General features: G+C 57.5%; 12 protein-coding genes. 8 read left to right on the top strand and 4 right to left on the bottom strand.

Annotated features, from left to right (window positions below):
- The first annotated feature begins 42 nt into the window (after positions 1-42).
- The gene (locus COL8621_RS08205; protein ID WP_235823769.1) at positions 43-1,353 is read left to right on the top strand and encodes an MmgE/PrpD family protein; all 1,311 of its coding nucleotides are present in this window, start codon (positions 43-45) and stop codon (positions 1,351-1,353) included.
- Positions 1,354-1,404: 51 nt separating this feature from the next.
- Here COL8621_RS08205 and COL8621_RS08200 read toward each other — a convergent pair whose 3' ends face one another.
- The 4 genes from COL8621_RS08200 to COL8621_RS08185 form a co-directional block, all read right to left on the bottom strand.
- Positions 1,405-2,583, bottom strand: coding sequence for an ammonium transporter (locus COL8621_RS08200; RefSeq protein ID WP_093966754.1), 1,179 nt, complete (start codon positions 2,581-2,583; stop codon positions 1,405-1,407).
- Positions 2,584-2,745: 162 nt separating this feature from the next.
- Positions 2,746-3,231 (bottom strand): CinA family protein, encoded by a 486-nt coding sequence (locus COL8621_RS08195; RefSeq protein ID WP_093966753.1) that lies wholly within the window; start codon positions 3,229-3,231, stop codon positions 2,746-2,748.
- Positions 3,232-3,238: 7 nt separating this feature from the next.
- Complete coding sequence (locus COL8621_RS08190) at positions 3,239-3,727, bottom strand: phosphatidylglycerophosphatase A family protein (RefSeq protein ID WP_093966752.1); 489 nt, start codon at positions 3,725-3,727, stop codon at positions 3,239-3,241.
- A complete protein-coding gene (locus COL8621_RS08185; RefSeq protein WP_093966985.1) occupies positions 3,724-4,869 on the bottom strand; it encodes a bifunctional 2-C-methyl-D-erythritol 4-phosphate cytidylyltransferase/2-C-methyl-D-erythritol 2,4-cyclodiphosphate synthase in 1,146 nt (381 codons plus the stop codon). Before COL8621_RS08185 ends, COL8621_RS08190 begins: the two co-directional genes overlap by 4 nt.
- Before the next feature lie 189 nt (positions 4,870-5,058).
- Between COL8621_RS08185 and dusB the strand changes: the two genes are divergently transcribed.
- The 7 genes from dusB (at position 5,059) to COL8621_RS08150 (ending at position 15,286) form a co-directional block, all read left to right on the top strand.
- On the top strand, positions 5,059-6,042 hold the full coding sequence (gene dusB, locus COL8621_RS08180) for a tRNA dihydrouridine synthase DusB (RefSeq protein ID WP_235823768.1): 984 nt from the start codon (positions 5,059-5,061) through the stop codon (positions 6,040-6,042).
- Positions 6,039-7,118, top strand: coding sequence for a two-component system sensor histidine kinase NtrB (locus COL8621_RS08175; RefSeq protein ID WP_093966750.1), 1,080 nt, complete (start codon positions 6,039-6,041; stop codon positions 7,116-7,118). The genes dusB and COL8621_RS08175 overlap by 4 nt, the downstream gene beginning before the upstream one ends.
- A gap of 55 nt (positions 7,119-7,173) precedes the next feature.
- Positions 7,174-8,541: a response regulator gene (locus tag COL8621_RS08170; protein ID WP_093966749.1), complete on the top strand. Its 1,368-nt coding sequence runs from the start codon at positions 7,174-7,176 to the stop codon at positions 8,539-8,541.
- An 84-nt stretch (positions 8,542-8,625) separates the two neighbouring features.
- Positions 8,626-10,899 carry a sensor histidine kinase NtrY-like gene (locus tag COL8621_RS08165; RefSeq protein WP_093966748.1) on the top strand — a complete coding sequence of 758 codons (2,274 nt, stop codon included), beginning with the start codon at positions 8,626-8,628 and terminating at the stop codon, positions 10,897-10,899.
- 22 nt (positions 10,900-10,921) lie between these two features.
- Positions 10,922-12,328 (top strand): nitrogen assimilation response regulator NtrX, encoded by a 1,407-nt coding sequence (ntrX, locus tag COL8621_RS08160; protein WP_093966747.1) that lies wholly within the window; start codon positions 10,922-10,924, stop codon positions 12,326-12,328.
- A gap of 59 nt (positions 12,329-12,387) precedes the next feature.
- The gene (trkA, locus tag COL8621_RS08155) at positions 12,388-13,764 is read left to right on the top strand and encodes a Trk system potassium transporter TrkA (protein ID WP_093966746.1); all 1,377 of its coding nucleotides are present in this window, start codon (positions 12,388-12,390) and stop codon (positions 13,762-13,764) included.
- A gap of 4 nt (positions 13,765-13,768) precedes the next feature.
- Positions 13,769-15,286, top strand: a complete 1,518-nt coding sequence (locus tag COL8621_RS08150) for a TrkH family potassium uptake protein (protein WP_093966745.1) — start codon at positions 13,769-13,771, stop codon at positions 15,284-15,286.
- Positions 15,287-15,422 lie beyond the last annotated feature (136 nt).

Below are 15,422 nucleotides of genomic sequence, written 5' to 3'. Positions count from 1 at the left end.
CGGCGGGGTTATTTTCACAAAGCATAAAGAGGAGAGGCGCTGGTGGGGCAAAACGGAATTACCGAGGCGATAAGCTCATTCGCCATTAACGCAACACCTGCCGACTCTGCGCGGGCAATGATGCGTCTTTCCCTTTTGGATTGGGCCGCCTGTGGCATCGCCGGTCAGCAAGAGCCCGTGGCCCGTTTAACCCGCGCGCTGGGTCTGGAGGATGGCGGAACCGGCGAGGCGAGCGTTTTTGGCACCGCCACGCGGCTTCCGGCGCGCGCGGCTGCGTTGATCAACGGGGCGACGTCCCACGCGCTTGACTATGACGACACGCATTTCGCCCATATCGGCCACCCGTCGGTTGCGGTGATCCCGGCGGCACTGGCGGTGGCCGAAGGAACCGGTGCAAAAGGCGATGCATTTCTTGATGCCGTGCTGGTTGGGGTGGAAGTCTCTGTTCGTGTTGGCACTTGGCTGGGCCGGGCGCATTATCAGGCCGGGTTTCATCAGACGGCGACAGCAGGGGCCTTTGGCGCGACCGTTGCGGCCTGTCGGTTACTTGGGTGCGACGCCGCCCAAACGGCCCATGCTGTGGGTCTGACGGCAACGCGCGCTTCGGGGTTGAAGTCGCAATTCGGGACGATGGGAAAGCCGTATAACGCCGGCATCGCAGCATCGAACGGTGTCGAGGCGGCGCTGTTGGCGGCACGCGGGTTCATCGCTAACCCCGTTGGGCTTGAAGGTGCGCAGGGCTTCGGCCCAACCCATTGCGGCGAAGCGGTCGAAGCCGCGCTTGATGGGCTGGGGGCGGAATGGTTGTTCGAAGGTATCAGCCACAAATTCCACGCCTGCTGTCATGGCACGCACGCAATGCTAGAGGCGATTGGCGCGCTGGATCAGACAGACCCCGACAATATCGCCCGTGTGACGGTCACCACGCATCCCAGATGGCTTACCGTTTGCAACCTCTCTGCGCCGCAGACCGGCCTAGAGGCGAAGTTCAGTTATCGGCTGACGGCGGCAATGGCTTTGTCGGGTTACGACACCGGCGCGTTGTCGTCCTTTAGCGATGCGTTGTGCGTGGATCCCAAGCTTACAGCGTTGCGCGACAAGGTTGTGGTTCTAACAGACGAAACGCTTGCGGAAACCGCCACGCGTGTCGTGGTTGAAAGGGGCGACGGTACATCCGTAAGCGCGCGCTTTGATTTGGATACGCCGATCGCACTTGACGTCCGGCGCGGCAAGTTGCGGGCCAAAGCGATAAGTCTGCTGGGGGCGGATAGGGAAGGCAGATTGTGGGGCGCGGTTTCAAATACCACAGGGCCCGATCTGGCGGCGCTTTGCGCACTGGTTCAGGGCCAATAAAAAACGCGGACCCGAAGGCCCGCGTTTGGTCGTGGATACGAAGGTGGGCCGTTACGATCTGATGTCGTAAGCGCGCTCACCATGTACGGTCAGGTCAAGGCCAGAGACCTCTGTATCTTGATCAACACGCAGCGGCGTAACCAAGCCGACGAGTTTGATCAGCACAATCGTAACGACCACTGTGTAGACGCCAACGACTGCCAAACCGCCCAGCTGCGCGGCCCATGTGCCAGCACCGAACACTGCAATCATGATCGTACCAAAGATGCCGCCAACGCCGTGGACCGCGAACACATCAAGCGTGTCGTCGATTTTAAGCGTGTTGCGGATCAGGTTCACAGCTTCCTGACACAGGATACCGGCGATTGCGCCAATGATCAGCGCTTCGATCGGGCCAACAAAACCACTGGCAGGTGTGATCGATGCAAGACCAGCAATCGTACCGGTCACCAGACCAACAAGCGATGCTTTGCCGTATTTGATCTTTTCCCACAGCGCCCAAGTCAGCGACGCAGTCGCGGCAGAGATATGCGTGACAGTCAGCGCCATGGCAGCACCGCCATCAGCGGCAAGTTGCGACCCGCCGTTGAAGCCGAACCAACCGACCCAAAGCATTGCAGCACCGATCATGACATAGCCGGGCGAATGCGGGGGAGTGGAGCTGTCGCGACGTGGGCCGAGGAACACAGCGATCAACAGCGCAGCGATACCGGCTGTTTCGTGAACCACGATCCCGCCAGCGAAATCCCGTACGCCGGTTTCACCAAAGATGCCGCCATCAGCCAGAAAACCGCCGCCCCAGATCCAGTGAACAACTGGCGCATAGCACAGCAGCATCCACAGACCCGAAAACAGAAGAACAAAGCCAAAGCCGATACGTTCAACATAGGCGCCAACGATCAGCGCAGGGGTGATGATGGCGAAAGTCATTTGGAAGGCAAAGAACAACACCTCTGGCAACGTGCCAGACAGGCTGTCTGCGGTGACGCCGGACAGCAGCATTTTGCCCATGCCGCCCCAATACGCATTCCCGTCGCCAAACGCGATGGTGTAGCCAAAGAGGAACCACAGAATGCTCATTAAACAGGCGATCGCATAGCAGTGCATGAAAACGCTGAGCACGTTACGAGCTTTGACTAGGCCACCATAAAAAAGTGCCAGCCCTGGTAACGTCATGAACAGCACAAGTGCTGTCGCGACGATAATCCAGGCGGTATCTGCGCCATTCATAGATTTTCCCTTCCCGATTTTTTTCAGTTTGGGCGCACAAAGCGGGTAAACTTCGGCGGGAAAAGAGGCATTCGTTAGTTTTGGTGGTTAAGTAGTGTGCGTTTTGAATAATGATCAATATGCGGGCGCACAGTTGCGCCTAATGCTTAATTAATATGCACCTTATGAATCGGCTTTGAGTGCCGCCAAAATAAGCCCCAACGCATGTTCGACGGTCGCGCGTCTGACGTTTTCGCGGCCCACTGCGCCGAATTCTACAGTTTCCGAAAAGGTCTCTTTCCCGGTTTGGGCAAGGCCGAAACACACGCGCCCTTCGGGTTTGGTCGCGGTGCCGCCGGGGCCTGCTATGCCGGTGACTGAAATCGCAATCGTCGCGTCAGAACGGGCAAGGGCGCCGTTGGCCATTTCGCGGGCCACCTCTTCGGACACCGCGCCATGGCCGTCTAGGGTGCTTTCAAGGACCCCCAGCATCTGAAACTTCGCTTCGTTGGAGTAGGTGACGAATCCGCGATCAAAAACGGCCGAGGACCCGGCGACATCCGTAATCGCCGCTGCGATCATGCCGCCCGTGCAAGATTCCGCCGTTGCGACCACCGCACCCTGTGTGCGGGCGCGTTCGATTAGCGTTTTGGCGGGGCCTAGGGTCATGTGATCCTCACATTAGGAAGACGTGAAAGATTACTCCGAACACGATCACCACAATTGCGGCCAGCAGTCCGGCAATCACGTCGTCCAACATTACGCCCAATGGGGTGTGTTTGCGATCTGCCCAACCAACCGGGCCGGGTTTGGTGATGTCAAAAAGACGAAACCCAAGGAAGGCAACGATCCAACCGGGGTAAAGCGACAGGATGTCGGCCCCGACATACGATGCGCCGAACGACACCGGCCAAAGCGCCAGCCACATGCCCGCAACTTCGTCGATCACGATTTCAGAAGGGTCTTGATCCTCTTTCCCGGCGGTCTCGCGGATGGTTGCCCACCAACCGACGAAAAACACCGCGACGGTCGCGACGGCGACCAGCGGAAAGCTTCCAATTTGGTGAAGTAGGTACAGGGCGGGCAGGGCGGCCAAAGACCCCCACGTGCCGGGCGCAGGTTTCAGCAGGCCCGAACCAAAGAAGGTCGCGATAATACGTGTCATGCTTTCACCAATGTTGCGGTTGCCGATGCGGCGATGCCTTCTTCACGACCGGTAAAGCCAAGCCGTTCGGATGTGGTGGCCTTGACGCTGACCCGGTCGATATCGATGCCCATAATGCGCGCCATCTCAACACGCATCGCTTGGGCGTGGGGGCCGATCTTTGGTTGTTCGCAAATCAGGGTGACATCGGCATGGGTCAGGGTGAAACCGTTTTCCTTGGCCAGTTCAGCCGCATGTGTCAGGAAAATATGGCTTGCGGCACCTTTCCACTGGGGGTCGGATGGCGGGAAATGCTGGCCGATGTCGCCCATGGCCAATGCGCCATAGATCGCATCGGTGACAGCGTGCATGCCAACATCGGCGTCCGAGTGGCCCTGAAGCCCGCGTGGGTAAGGGATGGTGACGCCGCAAAGGGTAACGGCATCGCCGTCTCCGAAGCGATGAACGTCAAACCCGTTGCCGGTGCGAATATCCATAACAGACTCCTGCAATATCCGCGCAGCGCGGAGGAAATCGCCCGGATGGGTGATCTTTATGTTGGTTTCATCGCCTTCGACGATGGCAACGTCAAGGCCAGCGCCAATCGCGATTTCAACGTCGTCTTTGGCATCTTGGGGAGCGGTCGCGTTTGCTTCGCGGATCGCATCCAGATGGAAACCTTGTGGGGTTTGCGCCCGAAACAGTCCGGTTCTGGATTGGATCGCGCTGACCTTGCCGCCATCGCCGCGCCACAGCGCATCTGTCACAGGCATCGCCGGGGCGGCACCGGGGTGGGTTTCCAGTTCCGCCAGTACCCGATCAATCAGGTTGTGCTGCACAAGCGGGCGCGCGCCATCGTGGATCAGGACAGCGTCTGTCCCTTCGTTTGCGGCAGCTAAGCCAGCCTGAACCGATGAAACCCGCGTCTCGCCGCCCGCTACGATCGTCAGCTTGTCGGCCCAGTCCCCCATGGTCGCGCTGAAAACCGCGTCATCCTGCGGACTGAGGACCAGAATTATCTGCCCAACCCCGGGGTGGGACGCGAATTTTTCAAGCGTATGCGCCAGCACGGGTTTGCCAATAAGCAACTGAAATTGCTTCGGAATGTCGCCCCCGGCGCGAACGCCGCGACCTGCGGCTACTATGATGGCTGCGGTTTGCATCATCGTCCTCATCTATGTCCTCTATTCGTGTATTCGCTGCTTTCAGGCGGGGCAATGGTGCAGATTGACCTGCCAAGGCGATTAAAAATTGTGCAAAGCTTGTTTCAGCGGTCGTTAGCAGCCGCACGAGATTGCCTTTTGGCTCAACGCGCATTACCCAAAAGTAGAAATTGCCCAAGGATTAAGCATTTGGCCATTCATTTGGCAGGTATCACCCTAGAACCGCCTGTTTTCCTAGCGCCGTTGGCCGGGATAACGGACCTTCCGTTTCGGGATTTAGTCTCGTCCTTCGGGGCTGGGCTGGTTGTAAGTGAAATGGTTGCCAGTCAGGAAATGGTCCAAGCCAAGCCCGGCGTGCGCGAACGGGCCGAACTTGGTTTCGGGCTTGAAAATACCTCTGTCCAGCTGGCGGGCCGCGAAGCACACTGGATGGCCGAAGCCGCGCGTGTGGTTCAAGGCAACGGCGCGCGGATCATCGACATCAACATGGGCTGTCCTGCCAAAAAGGTGGTGAACGGGTATTCCGGTTCCGCGTTGTTGCGCGATCTGGATCACGCGCTTGGCCTGATCGAAGCGGTGGTCGAGGCGGTCTCAATCCCTGTGACGCTGAAAACACGTCTGGGGTGGGATGATGATCTGTTGAATGCCCCGGAACTTGCGGCGCGTGCCGAAGCCGCGGGTATTCAGATGATGACGATTCACGGGCGCACGCGATGCCAGTTCTATAAGGGCCGCGCCGATTGGGCCGCTATTCGCGCGGTGAAAGATGCTGTTTCGATTCCCGTTATCGCAAATGGTGACATTCTGGATGCTGACGATGCTGCCGAAGCGTTGGAAAAGTCCGGTGCCGACGGGGTGATGGTTGGGCGCGGGGCCCAGGGGCGCCCGTGGATATTGGCGCAAATAGCCGCGACTTTGTTCGGCACGCCAATGCCCGAAGTGCCGGAAGGCAGCGCGCTAAGCGATATGGTCGCGGGCCACTACGAAGCGATGCTTGGGTTTTATGGCACCACGCTTGGCGCCCGCGTGTCCCGAAAGCATCTTGGCTGGTACATGGACGAGGCCCAAACCGACCCGGAATTGCGCCGCGCCGTATTGACCGAGAAATCCCCTGAAACCGTTTTGAAACTTCTTCCCCAAGCGATGTGCAGTGGGGAAAGGAAGGCAGCATGAGTAACGAGCGTGATATTATTTGGTCGGCCCTGCCGCTGCCCGCGTTTATTCTGGACCGTGACAACCGAATTGCCGAGATTAACCCGGCAGCAGAAGAATTTATGAACAAATCCATCCGCTCGCTTAAGGGCGCGCAGGTGTGGGAACGGCTGACCGTCGCCGCGTTTTTGGACGAAGCATATGGGCGCGTACGTGAACATCACTCGGAATTGGTTATCAACGACGTAGATGTGACCGCACCGGGCCGCTCGCCGGTACAGTGCAACATTCAGATTGCTCCGCTGCGCGAGGATGAGGGGACGTTGTTGTTGCTTATCTCGCCACGCGAGATTGCAGACAGGTTGGGCCGCGCGCAAACGTCCAAATCAGCGGTGAAATCGGCCATCGGTATGGCTGAAATGCTGGCGCATGAGATTAAGAACCCGCTGGCGGGGATTACCGGCGCGGCGCAATTGCTTTCGATGAACCTAAGCGACGGCGATTTGGAACTGACGGACCTGATCGTTGAAGAAAGCCGCCGTATCGTGAAGCTTTTGGAGCAGGTCGAACAATTCGGAAACTTGCGCCCACCGCAGTGCAAGCAAGTCAACATCCACGATCTATTGGACCGCGCCCGCAAATCCGCAATGGTTGGTTTTGCCACCGATTTGCGGATTATCGAAGAATACGACCCGTCGTTGCCCCCGACATGGGCGGACGGTGATCAACTGTTGCAGGTGTTCCTGAACCTGTTGAAGAACGCCTCGGAAGCGATGCGCGGGGCAGGGGTTGGCGATACGATTAGGATCCGCACCTTCTACGATCAATCCTTGCGGCGGCGCCGTGATGATGGGTCCGGTTTGCGGGTTCCGCTTCAGATAGAAGTCATCGACGACGGCCCCGGCCTGCCGCCCGAGATTGCCGGAGATATTTTCGATCCCTTTGTATCGGGGCGCGAAAACGGTACGGGCCTTGGGCTGGCTTTGGTGTCCAAGATTATCTCTGATCACGACGGGCTGCTGGCCGTGGATAGCGCACCGGGGCGCACTGTTTTTAGAATTTCGTTGCCGGTTGCCCCAAAAGGAGCGCCGAAATGACCCGACACTTACTAGTTCGAGCACTTAAATCACCTAAAAATCCGGAGAATTTCTGATGGATGGCACGGTTCTGGTCGCGGATGACGACCGCACGATCCGCACGGTTCTGACACAGGCGCTGACGCGCGCCGGGTGTAAGGTTCATGCGACGTCTTCTTTGATGACGCTGATGCGTTGGGTCGAAGAGGGCAAAGGAGATCTGGTTATTTCCGACGTGGTTATGCCCGACGGAAACGGGTTGGACGCCCTGCCGCGCATTTCAGAAGAACGCCCCGGTTTGCCGGTCATCGTAATCTCTGCGCAAAATACGATCATGACGGCCATCCAAGCGGCCGAGGCCGAGGCATATGACTATTTGCCCAAGCCGTTCGACCTTCCTGATTTGATGAAGCGCGCTGCGCGGGCGTTGGAAACCAAACGCCGCGCCCCCGCACCACGAAGCGAAGTGCGCGCCGAACCGTCGGACGATCTGCCGCTGGTTGGTCGTACGCCGCAAATGCAGGCTTTGTATCGGCTTGTTGCGCGTGTGATGAACACAGACCTTGCGGTGTTGATCACCGGGGAAAGCGGCACCGGGAAATCGCTGATCGCGCGGGCGATTCATGACTTTTCCGATCGCCGGACGCTTCCGTTTGTGACGGCCTCTGCCTCGGACCTTGCGGGGATGGATGGGCCATCGGCGCTGTTGGCGCGGGCCAAGGGCGGGTCGATCTTGTTTGACGAGGTTTCGGATCTTGATGCCGAAGCTCAGGCGCGCATCGTTCGGATGCTTGACGGGTTCAGCGAAACCTCGCCCCGCGTGATGGCGACCAGTCAAAGTGATCTGATGAGCAGGATGGAAGCGGGCGATTTCCGGCAAGACCTGTTCTATCGGCTTGGCGGTGTAACCGTGAACGTGCCCAGCCTGCGCGAACGGGTGGACGACATTCCGCTGTTGGCCGAACACTTCCTTGGACGGGCAGAGCGTGACGGCCTTTCCCTGCGTCGCTTTGCAGATGACGCGATGGAACTGATCCGTGCGTACAGCTGGCCGGGCAACGTGCGGCAATTGGAAAACACCATTCGTCGTCTGATTGTCACGTCATCTGAAGAAGTCATTTCCCGCGCCGAAGTCGAAATGGTGCTTGGCTCTCAGCCCGAAATTGAACCGCTGGTCGGCGGTGGCGAAGGCGAAAAGCTGTCGGCAAGTGTTGCCAAACATCTTCGACGATACTTCGATTTGCATGGCGGCGTGCTGCCACCACCCGGTCTTTACGGGCGAATCCTTCGCGAAGTTGAAATGCCCCTGATCGAGATTGCACTGGATGCAACGGGCGGGAATCAGGCAAAATGTGCCGACTTGCTGGGTATTAACCGAAATACTTTGCGCAAGAAGATCACTGACCTTGATATACGCGTGACACGTCGCCGTAAGTTGATGTAAAACCGCAACACGGGCGTGACCCGGCGGTGTCAGGCCGCGATGGGGTCACGACATATAGCGGAAAGCCGCAATAAGCGGCGCAACATGAAGAGGCTGGCGGTGCGAAGCCCTGCGCGGAGCGCAACCTGGGAGCGGCTGGTGCGATTGCGCCGCCAACGTCGCGTGCAAAACGCGGCAACACTTGGTCTGGTTATTCTGGGCCCGCTCTTGGCGATCGTTACATTGTTGATGCTCGGCCCGTTGGACCACGGGGTAAACTCCGTTGGCCTGCGCATAATCTTGTTGTGCGATCTGGTCTATGTTCTGGTCGTCGCGGCCCTTGTCATGCAGCGCGTCGTTCAGATGGTCGCGGCGCGGCGCCGTCGCTCTGCCGGATCCCAGCTTCACCTGCGACTTACCGGGGTGTTTGCCTTGGTCGCGCTGTTGCCAACGGTTTTGGTGGCGGTGTTTGCGGGGCTGACCGTGAATACGGGCCTAGAGGGCTGGTTTTCAGACAGGGTACGTCAGGTGGTTGGGTCGTCGTTGTCTGCGGCGCAAGCCTATGAAGAACAACATCGCAGCGATCTGATCGAAGATGCAGAGGCTGTGGCGGCATTCCTGAACATCGCGCGCCAATCGACCTTCTTCCTGTCAGACGGTGATGTGCGCCAGCTTCTGACCCAAGCCCAAGGACAGGTTCAGCGGGGCCTGAAAGAGGCTTATGTGATCGACGCAGATGGCTCGATCCGGTCCCGTGGCGAACGTTCCTACCTGTTTGATTACGAACGCCCAACCAATGCTCAGATTATCAGCGCCGAGGCTGGCCAGATCGTGACGATAGACGACTGGGACAATGATGAATTCCGCGCCTTGATCAAGCTGTCTGCCTATGTTGACCGTTACCTGTTCATCTCGCGCAGCGTCGATGGTGATATCCTTAACCTGCTGGATGAAACCCAAGAAACAGCCGTGTTCTATAACCAGCTTGAGAACGAGCGGGGTCGGCTGCTGGCAGAGTTCGCTTTGATCTATCTTGGCTTTGCGGTGATCCTTATTCTGGCTGCGGTATGGTTGGGCCTGTGGTTTGCAGAACGCCTGTCGCGCCCGGTTGGGCGGTTGGCTGGTGCCGCGCAACGCGTTGGCGCGGGTGACTTGGATGTGCGCGTCGTTGAAGAAGAGGGCGACGATGAAATCGCCATGTTGGGCCGTATCTTCAACCAGATGACCCGTCAGTTGAAGGGGCAGCGCGATACGCTGCTGGACAATAACCGACAGATTGAACACCGCCGCTTGTTGTTTGACTCGGTGCTGTCTTCCGTAACCGCTGGGGTCATCGGGCTGGATGAAAACGGCAAACTGGAACTGATAAACCGGTCTGCGCTGCGCCTGTTGGATTTTGACGAAGAACGTGACGGAGATCTGCCGCTTCCTGCCGCCGTTCCTGAATTTGGAAACCTTTTCAATAAACTACGCGAAAAAGGTGGCGAAGCAGCACAAGAGGAAATCAAGCTTTCACGCAAGGGCGCGCTTGAAAACCTGCTGGTTCGTATGGCGACGCGTCGCAACAGTGACGGCAATTTGGAAGGGTATGTTGTGGTCTTCGATGATGTCACCGATCTGGTGGCCGCCCAACGTATGGCAGCGTGGGGCGATGTCGCCCGACGGATCGCGCATGAGATCAAAAACCCACTGACCCCGATCCAACTGTCCGCCGAGCGGTTGAAGCGGAAATTCGGCCCCATTGTTGGTGATCAGAAAGAAACGCTGGATCAATACACAGACGTAATTGTACGCCAAACCAATGACTTGCGGCGCATCGTGGATGAGTTTTCTAAATTCGCGCGCATGCCAGAACCTGATCGCCGTTTGGGCGATCTGGGCGCGTTGACCCGTGACGCTGTTCTTCTTCAGGAAAGCGGGCAGCCGGATGTCCGCTTTGTCAGTGATATCCCGTCTAATGCAATCTTGGCAGAGATTGACGGCACGATGATTTCTCAGGCTTTAACCAACCTGATCAAGAACGCCGGTGAAGCGATTGAAAGCTACAAAGAAAAGGGCGCACCCGACACACTGGTGCCCGAGGTTCGCGTTGCTTTGCATATCGAAGGCGAACAGGCGTTCATTCGGATTGCGGACAATGGGATCGGCCTGCCAGAGGATCGCAGCCGCTTGTTCGAGCCTTACGTAACGACCCGCGACAAGGGGACCGGTCTGGGTCTTCCCATCGTGAAAAAGATAATCGAGGAACACGGAGGCACACTTACGTTGAACGATGCCCCGGTTTTTGAAGGTAACCATCATCACGGCGCAGAAGCAGTTATCTGCCTGCCGTTGGCATCTGCTGCTTTGCAAAATGCCGACGTCGCTGTGGCAGAGTAGAATAAGAAGAGGACGGATTAATATGGGCGATATTCTAATTATTGATGACGAACGCGACATCCGAGAGTTGGTTTCGGATATTCTGCGCGACGAAGGGTTTACCACACGGCTTGCCGCGAACTCGGACGAATGTATGGCCGAAATCAACGCAGAGCCGCCGGCACTGATGATCCTGGATATCTGGCTGAAAGACAGCCGGATGGACGGCATCGATATCCTGACCAACGTCAAGCGTGACAATCCAGATATTCCGATCGTGATTATCTCGGGCCACGGGAATATTGAGATCGCCGTCGCTGCTATTAAGCAGGGTGCCTATGACTTTATCGAAAAGCCGTTCAATATCGACCAGTTGATGGTGGTTATCCGTCGTGCGATGGAAACCTCGCGCCTGCGTCGCGAAAACATAGAGCTGAAGCGTCGCGATGTGACCTCGGCCGAGATGATTGGTTCAAGTGCTGCCTTTAAGGCCTTGAAATCAAACCTTGATAAGGTCACGAAATCGAACGGTCGCGTCATGCTGACTGGCCCGGCGGGTTCCGGCAAAGAAGTCGCTGCGCGTTACATCCACGCAAACTCTAATCGTGCGTCGGGGCCCTTTGTTTCGGTGAATTCGGCCTCAATCGAACCCGAACGCATGGAAGAGGTCCTGTTCGGCCGCGAAAGTTCAGAGCGTGGGATCGAACCGGGGCTGTTAGAGCAAGCCCACGGCGGCATCCTGTTCTTTGACGAAGTTGCGGATATGCCCGCAGGGACCCAATCGAAAATCTTGCGTGTGCTTGTCGATCAGCAGTTTTCGCGGGTTGGCGGATCGGCACAAGTCCGGGTTGATATGCGCGTAATATCAAGCACAAACAGAGACTTGCAGGAAGAGATTGACGGCGGAAATTTCCGCGAAGAACTGTTCCACCGCCTGAACGTGGTGCCAATTTCGGTTCCGTCGCTGGATGAACGCCGCGAAGATATCCCAGAGCTTTCGGGCCATTTCATCGCTGAATTCAACCGCGTCCAAGGCTTGCCTCTGCGCGAGATGGGCGAAGAAGCGCAGGCATTGCTGCAGACGATGATCTGGCCGGGCAACGTGCGCCAGCTGAAAAACGTGATCGAACGTGTTTTGATTTTGGGCGACGGGGCGGGCGCGATCGAAGCGCGCGAACTTCCAATGCCAACCGATCAGCCCGAAGACGATGGGCGCGTCGTGTTGTCCGGCGCCTTGGCGACGCTACCGCTGCGCGAAGCGCGGGAATTGTTTGAACGTGAATACCTGCTGACGCAAATCAATCGGTTTGGCGGCAACATCAGCCGAACAGCAACGTTCGTTGGCATGGAGCGATCCGCCCTTCACCGAAAGCTGAAATCGCTTGGCGTGGTCACCTCTAACAAGGCGGGCACACGTGTTGCGCATGTTGAAGCCGAAGGCGAGGTGTGATTGACCACCTTCGGATCATCTGCAATGGATGAGGCCACACTCGCAGCCAGGACGCGAACATGAAGGTTATCATTTGTGGTGCGGGCCAAGTTGGCTGGCAAATCGCGCGCCATCTTGCCAATGAAAAAAACGATGTCACCGTTGTTGATAACAACGCTGATTTGGTGCGCCGTGCCACGGATACGCTTGATGTTCAGGGCGTGGCTGGATTCGCGTCTTACCCGGACATTCTTGATCGGGCAGGGGCGCGGGATGCAGATATGATCATCGCCGCGACCTATTCGGACGAGGTGAACATGGTCACCTGTCAGGTCGCGCATTCGGTCTTTGCCATTCCGCGGAAAATCGCGCGGCTGCGCGCGCAAAGTTATCTGACGGCGATCTATTCCGACCTTTATCGCCGCGACCACATGCCGATCGACGTGGTCATCAGCCCGGAACGTGAAGTTTCGGAAGCCGCGCTTCAGCGTCTTTCGACACCAGCCGCGTTTGATACAGAAAGCTTCCTTGAAGGGCAGGCGCAGCTTTTAGGTATTCAGCTGGGTGCGGATTGCCCGGTTGTGAACACGCCTCTGCGCCAACTGACGGACCTGTTTTCCACGCTTCGTGCCATCGTTGTTGGCGTACGCCGGGCCGGCACATTGTTTGCCCCAGAACCCAACGATCAGCTGTTCGCAAACGACCAGATCTATGTCTTTTCGCATAATGACGACGTTGATCGGACGCTCGAAATTTTCGGTAAAACCGTTAAGAAACAAGAACGTGTTGTGATTATCGGCGGCGGTAACGTTGGCCTTGCGGTTGCGCGCGAACTTGAAGGCCGGGTGAACCGGATCCGCGCCAAGGTTATTGAAAAGAACCGTGCGCAGGCCGAACGGGCCGCGGACGCGCTGGAACGTACCATCGTGTTGAACGGCGACGGGATGGACATCACGTTGCTGCAAGAAGCCAACATTGACCGTGCCGATGCGGTTCTAGCCGTAACAGACGATGACAAAACCAACCTTCTGGCGGCGGTGCGTGCCAAGGCCGCGGGCTGCCCGATGGCAATTTGTTTGGTCAACGACCCCTCACTTGTTCCATTGATGAGCCCGCTTGGGATCGATGCCTATATCAACCCCCGTGCCACGACCGTAAGTTCGATCCTGCGTCATATCCGGCATGGTCGGGTACGCGGCGTTTATTCGATCGGTGATGCCGAGGCCGAAGTGATCGAGGCGCAGGTCCTTTCAACCTCGCCGATTTCCGGCCGATTGATCCGTGATATCGACTTCCCCGAAGGCGTGTTGGTTGGCGCGCTGCAAAAAGGCGATAAGGTTATTCGCCCGACGGGGACGACCCGCGTTGATGAAGGTGATGTGATTGCGCTGTTCTGCCTAACCGCTGACGTGCCAGAGGTGGAACGGTTGCTTCAGGTCTCCATCGATTTCTTCTGATCCGATGAACCGCGCGCTGAACCTTCCGTTTCTGGTGATCCTGATGGGGATCGGCGCATTGGCGATGTTTCTGCCGTTCATCCATGCGTTTATCGTGCGGGATTGGCTGACTGCCCGCAGCTTTTTCTATTCGGGCATGGTGTTTAGCTTCTTAACGACGCTTATCGGGTTTGCGACCTACAACACGCGCGACCGCAACATCGCGCGCAGCCACCTTTTGGCGCTGCCGGTTACGTTTGTTGCGCTTCCGCTGATGCTGGCTGTGCCTTTTCAGGAGGCGGTTCGTAACACCACGTTCCTGAACGCCTATTTCGAAATGGTGTCCAGTCTTACGACAACAGGCGCAACCTTGTTCGACAACCCCGAGCGTTTGGCACCGTCCGTGCACCTGTGGCGGGTGCTGGTTGGTTGGCTGGGTGGGTTGTTCATCTGGGTGACGGCCATCGCGATCCTATCGCCGATGAACCTTGGCGGTTTTGAGGTTATTTCGCCCGAACGGGCAGGGCGTGGCGCGCGCCCCGTAGAAGACAGTGTTCGCAGAACTGACCCGCGAGAGCGTTTGATGCGCTTCGGCTTGCAACTTGCCCCGATCTATACCGGGCTGACATCCATCCTTTGGCTGATGCTTATCCTGTCTGGCGAAGACCCGTTTGTGGCTGTGTGCCACGCGATGTCGACGCTGGCGACCAGCGGTATTTCACCCGTCGGGGGGCTGGATGGGTCCAACGCGTTTATGTCGGGCGAGCTGTTCATCTTCGCGTTTTTCATCTTCGCCGTGACCCGCCAAAGCTTTAACCCCGATCTGGGAAGCAAAGTATGGTGGCGCCCCGGCCAGGATGCCGAGGTGACCATGGCCGTGATTTGCGTTATCGTTGTGCCGCTGTTTCTGTTCTTGCGGCATTGGCTGGGCGCCTATGACGTTGACGATCAACAGAACCTAGGCCGCGCGTTCGCCTCGCTTTGGGGAAGTGTCTTTTCGGTTCTGTCATTCTTAACGACGACTGGCTTCATTTCATCCGATTGGGCGCAGGCGCGGGAATGGTCTGGTTTGCAGACGCCCGGTTTGATCTTGCTGGGCCTTGCCTTGACCGGCGGCGGTGTTGCGACAACCGCGGGCGGGGTTAAGCTTTTGCGGGTCTATGCGCTTTACAAACATGGCGTGCGTGAGATGGAGAAGCTGGTTCATCCGCATTCGGTTGGCGGGTCAGGGGCCTATGCCCGTCATATTCGGCGCCAAGGTGCGGCAGTGGCGTGGGTCTTTTTCATGCTGTTCGCGCTTAACATCGCGGTGGTGATGTCGGCGCTGTCGCTGACCGGTTTGACCTTCGAAGAGGTCACCATTCTTTCCGTCTCTGCACTTTCCACGACTGGACCATTGGCACAGGTCGCCGGCGAAGTCCCGATCAGCTATTCTGAATTGGGGGCAGCGGGAAAACTCATTCTTTCGGCTGCGATGGTTTTGGGGCGGCTTGAAACTCTGGCAATTATCGCGTTGTTTAACCCAGAATTTTGGCGGCACTAATGCCGCAGGCGCGAAAACATTCACGCAGAGTGGCTATTTGGGGTGGAATCTCCTGAAAGGCCACTACATACTGAATTTCGTGAGCGCGAAAGGACGCCCCCGCGACGGGGTCAATTAAGAAAAAGGCAAGAAAAAC

This window comes from Actibacterium lipolyticum (assembly GCF_900184935.1).
GTDB classification, from domain to species: Bacteria; Pseudomonadota; Alphaproteobacteria; order Rhodobacterales; family Rhodobacteraceae; genus Actibacterium_A; species Actibacterium_A lipolyticum.
This window is presented reverse-complemented; position numbering and strand designations above follow the sequence as displayed.